The following is an 11,249-nucleotide window of genomic DNA, read 5'->3' as shown; positions in this document are numbered from 1 at the left end:
CGTCCAAAAGGCAAGAGTAAACGCCATTTCGCTACAGTTTACAAGTGGCGGCTGTAACTCCTTGAATGTTAACGGGTTTTCTCGTCATGGCGACAGGGAGTTCGGAGTTGTGTATAACGTGATGACCTGGCCCTCGTCGGTGTACAGGCAGGCATTGCGTATCAAATTGCCGATTGCAGCAGACAGCAGGCGGACTGGCGCATGCACGAAAAAATCCTCTCCGCCGGAAAAGGTCAAGACGATCGGCTTGGCGCCAATCAAGCCTTGGTAGCGCGCGACCTCTTCTCGCGCAAGCTGTGCCATCGAAAGCGGCTCCGATTCGATGAGGTCGGGCGAACGCGCTAGCAGCAAGAGTACCTCAACGCTGTCCGACGCGTCTTTCGCGGCGCGCACGATACGCTCTGCTGGGGCGTGCAAATGCGGCTGGCCGTACGTGGCCTCGACTAGTATTTCCCCGGCACCCGCAATTACGGTCAAGGGCGTGCGCAATTCATGGCTGACATCTCCAGTAAAGCTGCGTTCCCGTTCCAAGAAAACCTGTAATTCCGCAGTGTGGTTAGCAAAGGCGCGGGCTAGGATGCCCAATTCGTCCTTATTATTCTGCAAGGGTAATTCGGCTCGGCGTTCTTTCACTGCCGCCGACAGTTCGGCAATTGGCCCGACGACGCGCTGTCCCACGAAATGCCCCAGCAAGAGCGACATGGCGATGAAAACGAAAAGGCCAACTAGCAGCAGGCTATAGACCGCCAGTTCCACGTCCTCATAATCGGATGCATGATCGACCACGACGAATGGGCCGGTAGCATCGCGTCCGGCAAAGACATGCAGCCCTATGCCGTCGACCATCACGTCGTGCACACCTGAAGGCAAATCGCGCAGGGACTGGGGAATCGACTGGCCGTGATTAAAGCTCACGCCTGCCGGCATTTCGACCGGAAGTTTACCGGCATGACGAGGCGATGCCCAAGCCGCTATATCTTTAAGACGCTCATCAACCAAGCGCGATTCGATCCCTTCCACGACGATGACAGCGGCAATTGCGAACAGGATGCAGGTGCCCAGCGAGAAGAGCAGATAGGCGCGTACGATGCGCCGACCGAGGGAGTGAAAGTGTTGAGGCATGACTGGAGCTCGCCGTGAAGGAAGCAGCAAGTCTACAGTAAGCATGATTTCTATCTCACATTCACCTTGCGCAAAAAGCCGTAAAATTCGCTCCAATTCGATAGTCTGAAAAACTGACTCTTGCGAAAAGGGCCTTCAATTGGGGCACTTTCAAGGGGATGGCATCGGATCGTCTCGCCCTTGGCCAGGCATGATGCATTTGGCGCCGGCGGCATGCCCGCCAAGGGGCAAGGTGGCCGATTCATGTTTACGCGGCACGCCACCGTCCAGATAGGGCTAGGATCTGTAAACGCGCCTAAAAAGTTACACAAAATCAGGTTACAAGAAAAGTTGCGTTCGCCTTTACGTGTAACCTCACCCGACCGGTTCAAGAGTTAACTTTAAGTCAATTCAACGGTTTTTCGAGCCAAGCTGGGAAGGAGGCCACTGGAGCTTGGCGTGCAGCACACGCAGCACGCGCACCAGGTCCCCGGTAGTGTCGTAGACTAGGATGTAATTCTGATGCGCTACAAGCTCACAAGTACCGGCAACGCGGCCAGGCTTGCCCAGCCCAAGATGATCTACCAAGCGGCCCGCCTTTTCTGCAAACAGCTCATCAAGGGCGAGCGCGGCGGCCGGGTTGTCGGCCTCAATGTATTCATAGATGTCGTCGCGGTCTTGGATCGCGACTGGTGTCCAAAACAACTCCTTCATTCGCCGGCTTCCAGCCGGCGACGTGTGGCGGCGCGCTTGGCGGTGAACTTGGCCTCAACCTCAGCCACCGGAACCAGATTGCCAGCATTGGCCGAGTCGAGGCCGATCTGGACCTGGCGACGGAACCAAGCGTCTTGTTCTGCCGCTTCTTCCTGCTGCCGAACGAAGTCACGCATGAAGTCGCGCAGCAACTGGGCGCCAGTACGATCGCGGCCCTTGGCGGCTGTCGTAAATTGGTCTTTCAGGCTTTCATCGACTCGGAAGGTAAAGGTCGCTTCGCTCATGGCCTCACTCCTATGTGTTACACCGTAATCACATAGTAGCACACACAAGGGTGAGCACCTTGCGACACTTGATATGCACCGGTTAGCAAGCACCAAAATGCAAACAGAGCCGCCCAACAGAGTGGGGTGTTCCACGGGTGCGCAATTCGTTTTAGTATGACAAAAGATACGTGTGTTGCAGAGCGTAAGGCGTAGGACTACAACCTAGTAGGCGAACTTCCGACACTGGGGTTTAAGGTGCAGTGGACCGGTTATGTTCTGCTGAGCATAACCGGTCCATTGGACCTCAAACCCCAAGCTGCTGGGTGGCGATCTGTCCGGCGCCGCGCTCGACATCACGCCGGCCGCCGTGCGCAATGTCGCAAAAGGCGCCGACATGATGACCTCCGGTGCCTATCGCGCCCCCCGCGGCTACAACGTCAATGACACCAGCAACGCCGAGGCGCTGATGAAGATGATCGGCTTCCAGCCGAACAGCACTGCGGACATCCAGGACGCCAAGGGCCAGGCCCTGAATATGGTAGGCCAAAACCGCATGCGCTCGATGGAAATCGCCGAACACTGGGCGCAGGGCCTGGCCGCCGGCGACATGGCGATGGTTGGCGAGGCGCGCGCGTGGCGCGACGACTGGAACGAAAAAAATCCGACCACCCCGATCAGGGTCAACATGCCTGGCGTCATCAGGCGTGTCCAGGCCATGCGGCAAGACGCGGTGCTCCGGACGCAGAAGAGCGCGCCTGCGGCACTAAAACAGACGGTGCGGCGCGAACTAGCGGAAACCCGTTCGGAATAAACAGGAGAACGAGGGCTGGATTTCTACGCCGACAACGGCGACCAGCCCGCTGTCTTATTCCACGGCAAAAGGGTTTATTTTATCGAGATACACTTATCGACAACACTAATGAGTTCTGCATGTGCGGTTGAATGCAAAAAATCATATAAAATTATCAATAAATCTTTCCCTTAAGTTAAATAGATGCTACAATAACATTTTTAATTTTTTGACCATGATAGGCACTGAATATTTGCCTCACATCCGACAGCCTATGTACGGATCAGACGATTTTCGTGCGCGACCTTAGGAGATGTATGGGCAATTTCGTATTTTTCGGGATAAAAGAAGCGGGTGGCTCCGGGCAGCACCTGATCGCAAAATGTTCAATTTTAGGCAAGGTCGCGAAATCTGCAACCTTCTGGTTTTTTTTGATGTTGTTCCCATTTTCGGTGCGAGCGGCAGCGCCGGAAGTCAGATACATGTACATGGTGAACACGACGTCTGCTCCCGTGACATCGCGGCAAGCTGCATGCGTGCGTTTTGCCGACTATTTTGCCGGAATGTTTACATCTCCACGCGTCGATCCAGACGCCGTGTCGGAAGAGCCAAATCTTGTAGGCCCGGTAGCAAATATCCGTTGTTTATACAACCTCGTCTCGAATGGTCAGGTCGACGCACGTAGTCCGGGAGTTGCCTATTGCAGCCCGACACCAGCGGGCGGCGGGGAGTTTGTTATCGATAAGCGAAGTGACACATGCCTTTGCCCCGTAGGGAAAAAATACTATCCGGATGTCGACAAATGCGTGACAGAAACACCCGTTCCCGAGCCTGAAGCCCCACCTGGCAAGCCGTCGGACAACGGCCCAAGTTGCGGCGGCGGTGCGCCACAGCCAAAGTGCGGCGAACCGATCAATCCTGGCACAGGAAACATGTGGCACATTGAGAACGACTACACGTCCGCCTCACCGATTAGCGCTCTTGCCATTCGCCGAACATATAACAGCAGCCCTTTCAATTGGGACGCCGCAGTGGTCCGTTCGTTCGGGGCACGCTGGACCCAACCTTTTGATGCCGTTCTTAAAGCCGAAAAATTGCCGGCAGTAGGCACGAGCTATGCAACCTGCTTTAAACGCGACGATACTGGCACTGTTTCCAGATGCGAGACAGCTAGTCCCTCTTCCACCCTCCCTCTTCAAGCAGTGTCGATCGTGCGGGGAGACGGAAAGCGGCATTTCTTTAAATTGACAGACGGCGTGTGGAAAGGCGACGCCACCAATAGTGACACACTCACGCCCGTCTTCAACAGCGGCAAAACGGCCATCGACGAATGGACTTACCAAACGGCGAATGGCGATATGATCGAACGCTACTCCGGTGCCGGAGAGCTTATTTCGCAGACTTTCCGTAATGGCGTGACGCAGCGTTTTACCTATAGCAACGGTGCGACGAATGACAGCAATGTGGGAAGAAACCCCGCTAATGCACCCGCATGCGGCTACGTCCAAGCCGGCCCTCTTCTTCCTGCCGGGAAACTCATGTGTGTTACTGACAGTCTCGGATTCAAACTCCATTTTGAGTATGACGGTAAGGGGCGCATTACCAAGGCAATCGATCCCGCGGGTGAGCCCTACGCTTACGAATACGATGGGGTTTCCGGCGGGTGCCTGAGCCCTGACGCGAACAACGCGGCATGCAGCGCAAATAATCTGACGAAAATCACGTATCCCGATGCCACCAGCAGAACGTACATGTACAACGAGGCGGCGCACATTAACAACGGCGCTGCGTGCCCTGGCATGCCTGGAGTGGGGAACGGCTTTGGCAATCTGCTCAATGCTTGGACAGGATATATCGACGAAAACGGCGACCGCCACATCAGCTGGACCTACGACTGCCTGGGCCGGGCAACCTCCTCGGAACGTGCAGATGGTGTGAAAAAAGTAAAAATCGCCTATAACGCCGATGGGTCCTATACATCAGCAGTTGTGGAGCATTACACAGGCCTGCCCTTGAGCCCTATCACCACGTCAACTACCTACAGCTTCGGCCGCGTTCTCGGCAGCGTACGCAATACCTCGATCAATAAGCCGTGCATCGAGTGCGGCGACTATGCTGCGCGCACTTACGATGTGAACGGGAACGACAGCACCCTGAAAGACTGGAAAGGCAACCTGAGCTGCTTCGCCTACGATCTGTCGCGCAATCTTGAAACCACCCGGGTTGAGGGAGGCTCCAGCACGGCCAGCTGCACCACCCTGCTTGCCGCGACAAGCCTCACCGCACCTATGCGCAAGGTCAATACCCTATGGCATGCCAAATATCGCTTGCCATCGCAGATTTCCGAGCCGAAAAAACGCATTACGTATGTTTACGATAACGCTGGCAATTTGTTGACGAAAACGGAACAGGCAACCACCGATGAAACCGGCGTACTTGGCTTTAACGCTACTGTCTTGGGGTTGCCGCGCAAGTGGACATACGAAGTCAACGGCCGCGGCCAAGTTCTGACCGTCACAGGACCGCGAACAGATATCGTTGATCGCACCACCTTTACCTACGATGCTGCCGGCAATCTGGAAACCACAAAGGATGTACTGAACCGTACAACGCGTTTTTCCAAGTTCGACAAACACGGCAATGCCCTGTTGATCGAAGCGCACAACGGCATGACAACCGACCTGGTCTTCTCGCCGCGCGGGAAACTGCTGAGCAAGATAGTGCGTTCAACCGGGCTGCAGGCAACGACAATTTATGAATATGACCACGTGGGAAACATGAAGAAAATTACCTTGCCAGACAACAGCATCATTAAATACAGCTACGACGCAGCACACCGCCTGACGGCCATCACCGACAGCCGCGGCAACAGGATCGACTACGTGCTCGATCTGACGGGCAACCGGGTCAGGGAAGAGGTGCGCGATCCCAACGGGACGCTCGCGCGTCAGATTTCACGTACTTTCGACACCATGGGCCGCATGACGAGCCAAAGCGGAGCTGCACAATGAGCCGCCGCACTTTCAGCCGTTTGACGTCCGGCGCAATGATCGTCGTCATGACCTACACCCCGCTGCTTGGTTCGTTCACCGGAACCTTGGCAGCAGCGCAGACAGTGCCAGACACAGCCACCCGCTATAAGTACGATCTGGGCGGCAACCTGTCCGAAATAACAGATCCATTGGGACGCGTGACGACCCAGACCTACGATGCGCTCAACCGCGTTAATCAGGTGCAGCAGCCGCTGACCAATGGCGCTCGTCCAACCGTCAAGTACGGCTATGACGGGATCGACCAGCTGACAAAGGTCACGGACCCACGCAATCTCGAAACGCGTTATGCCGTCGATGGCCTGGGCAATCAGGCTGAGCTGGGTAGCCCTGATACGGGCCTGACGAAGTCGACTTACGATGCCGCCGGAAATCTGAAGACGAGCATTGACGGCCGCGGTAAGACGAATACCTATCTTTATGACGCGCTCAACCGTCTGACCCGGATCGACTATACGGGTACCGTCAGCACCACGTTTGAATACGACGGCGGCGCGACCCCGACGCCAAAGGCGTACGGAAAAATGACCCGCATGACGGATGAATCGGGTAACACGAGTTACACCTACGACGGTTTCGGACGATTGGTGACCAAAGCCCAGACCACGACCGGGTTGGGGAGCTACACCAACACGCATACCCTCACTTATGCTTACGATGCTGCCAACCGGCTGGCAAGCGTGACCTACCCGAGTGGTAACCGGGTCAATTATGGATACAACGTGGCGGGCCAGGTTATCAGCGTCACGCTCAATCCGGTTCAGGCCAGCGGTCCCGGCACGAACACTACCAGCAGCATTGTTTTGCTAAACGATATTACTTACGCACCGTTTGGCGGCACCACCGGCTGGACATGGGGCAACAGCACGCAAGCGGACGCAAACAAGCACGTGCGCACCTACGACCTGGATGGGCGAATCAGCAGCTACACCTTGGGGAAACCTTCGGCAAGCGGAGTGGTCCGCACGGTCAATTACGATGCTGCTAGCCGAGTCAAGGGATACACGCATACTGGCACCGGTACAGCGCCCAGCCCTGCCAGTCTGAACCAGACCTTCGGCTACGACGAGCTCGATCGCCTGACCAGCTACGGCGGCAACGGCACCACCCAGACCTATGCATACGATGCTACCGGTAACCGCATCAAGGCTGGTTTCGGGGCGAACAGCTACACGAACACGATCGATCCTCTCAGCAATAAGCTGAGCGCGACCACAGGTCCCGGGCCGGCCAAGACGAATACCTACGACGGCGCCGGTAATCTGACCACTGATGGCACGCTCATCGTCACTTATAGTGGACGGGCTCGGCCATACCGTGTCCAGAATGGTGCTGTCACGGCTCACCAGCTGTTCAACGGCTTGGATCAGCGTGTATTCCAGACTAACGGTGGTGGTATATTCGTCTATGATGAACAAGGACAGTTGGTAGGTGAGTACAGCTATCTCAACGGCAAGGCGACACGCGAGACGGTGTACCTGGGCAACCTGCCGGTGGCGGTGCTGACGCAGACAGTGACGGGAACAGCACCGACCCAAAGCACGGCGGTTAACGTGTTCCATATCCATCCGGATCATTTGGGAACGCCACGGCTGATCACGCGCCCGCTCGACAACAAGATTGTCTGGCGCTGGGATAATGGTGACCCGTTCGGGCTGACTCCACCGAACGAAAATCCAAGCGGTGTGGGTGCGTTTACGTTCAATATGCGAATGCCAGGGCAGTACTACGACCGCAACACGAACCTGTTTTACAACTACTATCGGGATTACGATCCGCAGACGGGGCGGTATGTGCAGAGCGATCCCATTGGCCTTGAGGGCGGCATTAACACCTACGGCTATGTCGGCGGTAATCCGCTGACATTTATCGATCCCTTCGGCTTGGATTCGACCTGCATGGCCGCGTGCAAAGCGGTAGGCGGGGCAGTCGGTGGCGCAGCCGGATATTATGGAGGTGGAGCCGCCGGAGGTGCAGCTGGTGGAATTGTTGGCGGCGCCGCCGGTTCCATCGTACCGGTCGCGGGGACGGCAGCAGGCGCTAGTGCTGGTGCGACCGTCGGGGCAATCGGTGGCAGTAGGGCTGGCGCGGCAGGAGGCATATGGGCCGGGACTGCGATTGGCGGTGCTATCGGCAGCATGATGTGCGGTGACCCAAGCAAGGCGGATTGTGAAAAACAATGGGATAACGCCCGCGCGACATGCAGGGCACTTATCTTTGAGCAAATGCAACAACAGGCAGGGCGCCGTAAGAAACGTAACGTTAAGGGGGTTACTGGGGGGTATTACAATGTAGAAGAATGTGCGATCGGGTTGGTCAGCCAAGCGTGTGGTGGAAACCTCGTTGACTACGGAGATAAGAAATAGAACTGTGATCAATATGTCGCGCAAATCGATTGAGAGGCACGCAGAATTTATTCCCCCAAAAAAGAGGCCATGAGATGAGCTTAATCCGACCGCAATCTGAAGATGACCTCGAATTGATATTGCATTCGTCGAACAAACTCGCTGCCGCAGGTGAACTCGAAGATGCGTTAGCGGTTTGCAACTGGCTAATTGAAGATCAGCGAACAGCAGTTGCTGGACTACGCCAACGGGCAGCCGTGAAACTTCAGTTTTCAGACGTGGATGGCGCCATAAGAGATTTGCAAAAGGTTGTTTCGATTTCCCCCTATGAACCCGCCGATTTCTACTTTCTTGGACTTCAGCTATTGAAGGTCGGCTCGACAGTAGATGCCATAAGTGCATTTACTAGTGCAATTGGCGCCGACGTTCAAGCTGGCAGTGTCTATTACACTGAGGGTGCATTTTTCTTCCGTGCAGTGTGTCGCTTAAAGATGTGTGATTACGACGAAGCGATTGCCGACCTCTCCAGTGTAGGTCCTGGCTTCAAGACCCACGTTGCTAACGAGGGGGTGCGCAGTAGAGAACAAATTTTGGCCGAAGTAGAAGGTGCGCTTGCACAGCGATCAAAATTTGTTTTTAAGTTAAAGAAGTAAGCGGGCCGGGGGCAGCTCTGAAAGCGCGGCACGGGTCGGGAACGGCATGGGGTCAGATCGGGTCAGGTCGGTCAGCTGGGCGGGCACGGGGCAGTGTGAGAAACGTCCACGAACGGAGCAGTAAGGCGGGAGTTAGCCGCGTCAACGCCAGGTGACGTGAGCCGTATCCTGTTCGTACCCTGTCCGTATCTCGCCCGTATCCTGCTGTAGCTTATTCGTATCCTAGTCGTATCCCATTCGGGAGACAGAAAAATCAGTCCTGGTACTAAAAACCCGCAAAAACACTGTGGCGACGGGGTGCGCGGGGAGTCCCCGCAGCCCCCTCCAATTCCTCACACATCACGCAACCCTCCGGTTTGCCATAAAGCCCGCCGTTGCAGGCTTCCCGTGTATGACACTATCAAATTCTCGGTATGACACTTGCTGCCGAAATTGGTCATAGCGCCCGTGGTTGATGGCTATCCGTGTAATACGGCCGGGGCCGGGCGGTAGGTGTGACGGGTGCGTTCAGCGCTGACGATTTTGAACCGGTCGGCCGCAAATTGACCCGTTGTTTCTCGTGACCTCACGTACACTCGGTCCGCGATCCGTCAATCAGCCTCACAGCATTGGTCGCAAATCCCCGGCAAATTCGCCGCAAATCTACAGCATTCATTACCCCGAGACGAAGGACAGGATGCTGGATGGATATCGCTCCGCGCTCTCCATCCAGTGTTTCGCCCGCTAGCTCGCTTCGCGCCCGTCGCAGTCAACTCAGGGCTTTGCCCCGAGACCCGAATTTCAGCTATTTGCAATAAATTTCACTGTCTTGCAGCGACTTTCAAAGTCTTGCAGATATTTGCGCCGGCTTTCACGGATTTGCACATCGGGTGAAAAACCGAGGATGGATACGCTCTTTGGCGGCTGGCGGTGGGGTGTTGAAGGCGCGTCCAGGCTGAAAATCCCGGTGGTTTAGCCGTCCAAATATGTTCTACACCATACGCACCTTACAGGTTCGACGTACGGCCCGTAGAATCAAGGAAACCGTGTATTACAAAAGTCGCCGATGTAAGACAAGCAGGAATAACTGCCTGATTGTGCAGCCGATTTCCCAGGAATTTGTATTACAAGCCTGTCGGGCTATTTGAGCGCCCAGATGCCGGCCTCACAAGTGGCCTCGAAGCCGGCCGCGTTGGCGATCGGGTGGGACAAGTCGAAAGCGCGGAAGGCGCGCATGGCGTCGGCATCGATGATTTGCGGACGGTGAGCAATCGACCAGCGCACGGCTTGCATGTGCTGCCCGTGACCGAACAGCGCCACTGACGCCAGGGGCAACCCCGCCAGGCGATCCAGCGCGGCCGACACGCGCCACATGAAGGCGGCAAACGATTCTGCCTCCGGACCATCGATGGCCAGCGTGTCGGCCGCATCCCAAAACTGCGCCGCCCACGGCCTGCGCTGTTCGGGCGTCGTGTGCGCGCAGCGCGCCGGGGCCAGGTACGTGAATTCCTGGATCGGCCAGGCTTCCACCGGCACGGCCGCAAAATGCGCCAACGTCGGCGCAGCCGTTTGCCGCACGCGCTGGAATGGGGAATACACGATCAAATCCGGTGCAGCGCCGAAGCTGTTGCTGATGGCCTGCGCCTGCTCATGGCCGAGCTGGGTTAGCGGAATGTTGGCGGGGTCGGACGTGGCGGCACCGGCATTGGCGGCGCTCTCGCCGTGGCGAATGAAGCGGACGGTTAATGTAGGCATACGTGGCTATTTGTTTATAGTTAACAAAAAAAGCCTCCCCCAACCCCGGCTGGTGCGTGGGGTTACAGAGTTGCAAAAAGACGGCGGTCGGTTACTTGCTGGCCGACGCCTTCTCTTTTTTAGTTGCTGACGGTGTGACACGGGCGAGTGTGCCGGCCACAGCGCCGGTCACCTGGTTCTTGACGATCATCGCTTCCAGCACAGCCTTTGCCACCTGTTTCTCTTCCGGTGACATAGCCGACAGTGCCTCGAATTGAAGGCGCAGATCATCATCCGGGCCGCGCTCGGACTCATCAAACAGTAGCGCATCGGCGCTTACAGACAGAGCGATAGCGAGCCGTTTAAGGACATCGACGGCGGGCTGGCTTACCCCACCTTCATATCGGCGAATCTGCACAACGTGCGTACCGGCACGGTCAGCCAGTTGCTGCTGTGTCATGCCGTGCTGTTTGCGGATGTGGGCCAGTCGTTTGGGAAATTCCATCTTCCAGAAACTCAGTTGAGACGAAAGTGACACTGTACCCCCCGGATTAAAAGCGCTTGCTCAATTATAGCTACATCGCTATCATAATAATAGCTGTTTGGCGTGTTGACAG

At 56.2% G+C, this 11,249-nt stretch carries 9 protein-coding genes; 4 read left to right on the top strand and 5 right to left on the bottom strand.

The window, feature by feature from the left end; genetic code table 11:
* Positions 1 to 84 precede the first annotated feature (84 nt).
* The 3 genes from F2P44_RS32280 to F2P44_RS32270 all read right to left on the bottom strand — a co-directional run bounded on the left by F2P44_RS32280 (position 85) and on the right by F2P44_RS32270 (position 2,099).
* A complete protein-coding gene (locus tag F2P44_RS32280) occupies positions 85 to 1,122 on the bottom strand; it encodes a sensor histidine kinase (protein ID WP_167093853.1) in 1,038 nt (345 codons plus the stop codon).
* A 390-nt stretch (positions 1,123 to 1,512) separates the two neighbouring features.
* The gene (locus F2P44_RS32275) at positions 1,513 to 1,815 is read right to left on the bottom strand and encodes a type II toxin-antitoxin system RelE/ParE family toxin (RefSeq protein WP_167093852.1); all 303 of its coding nucleotides are present in this window, start codon (positions 1,813 to 1,815) and stop codon (positions 1,513 to 1,515) included.
* Positions 1,812 to 2,099, bottom strand: a complete 288-nt coding sequence (locus F2P44_RS32270; protein WP_167093851.1) for a CopG family ribbon-helix-helix protein — start codon at positions 2,097 to 2,099, stop codon at positions 1,812 to 1,814. The genes F2P44_RS32275 and F2P44_RS32270 overlap by 4 nt, the downstream gene beginning before the upstream one ends.
* A gap of 376 nt (positions 2,100 to 2,475) precedes the next feature.
* Here F2P44_RS32270 and F2P44_RS32265 point away from each other — a divergent pair, with 376 nt between their 5' ends.
* The 4 genes from F2P44_RS32265 (at position 2,476) to F2P44_RS32250 (ending at position 8,919) form a co-directional block, all read left to right on the top strand.
* Positions 2,476 to 2,892 carry a hypothetical protein gene (locus F2P44_RS32265; RefSeq protein ID WP_167093850.1) on the top strand — a complete coding sequence of 139 codons (417 nt, stop codon included), beginning with the start codon at positions 2,476 to 2,478 and terminating at the stop codon, positions 2,890 to 2,892.
* Positions 2,893 to 3,188: 296 nt separating this feature from the next.
* Positions 3,189 to 5,882 (top strand): RHS repeat domain-containing protein, encoded by a 2,694-nt coding sequence (locus tag F2P44_RS32260; protein ID WP_167093849.1) that lies wholly within the window; start codon positions 3,189 to 3,191, stop codon positions 5,880 to 5,882.
* Entirely contained in the window at positions 5,879 to 8,287 is a 2,409-nt protein-coding gene (locus F2P44_RS32255; protein ID WP_167093848.1) for an RHS repeat-associated core domain-containing protein, read from the top strand. Before F2P44_RS32260 ends, F2P44_RS32255 begins: the two co-directional genes overlap by 4 nt.
* A gap of 74 nt (positions 8,288 to 8,361) precedes the next feature.
* Positions 8,362 to 8,919 (top strand): tetratricopeptide repeat protein, encoded by a 558-nt coding sequence (locus tag F2P44_RS32250; protein ID WP_167093847.1) that lies wholly within the window; start codon positions 8,362 to 8,364, stop codon positions 8,917 to 8,919.
* A gap of 1,119 nt (positions 8,920 to 10,038) precedes the next feature.
* Here the strand turns inward: F2P44_RS32250 and F2P44_RS32245 are convergent.
* Together F2P44_RS32245 and F2P44_RS32240 are read right to left on the bottom strand one after the other, a co-directional pair.
* Positions 10,039 to 10,653: a histidine phosphatase family protein gene (locus F2P44_RS32245; RefSeq protein ID WP_167093846.1), complete on the bottom strand. Its 615-nt coding sequence runs from the start codon at positions 10,651 to 10,653 to the stop codon at positions 10,039 to 10,041.
* A gap of 91 nt (positions 10,654 to 10,744) precedes the next feature.
* A complete protein-coding gene (locus F2P44_RS32240) occupies positions 10,745 to 11,137 on the bottom strand; it encodes a helix-turn-helix domain-containing protein (RefSeq protein WP_167093845.1) in 393 nt (130 codons plus the stop codon).
* Positions 11,138 to 11,249 lie beyond the last annotated feature (112 nt).

The organism is Massilia frigida (assembly GCF_011682175.1).
GTDB lineage: Bacteria > Pseudomonadota > Gammaproteobacteria > Burkholderiales > Burkholderiaceae_D > Telluria_A > Telluria_A frigida.
The sequence above is the reverse complement of the archived record's forward strand: the minus strand, read 5'-3'. Positions and strand labels throughout refer to the sequence as shown.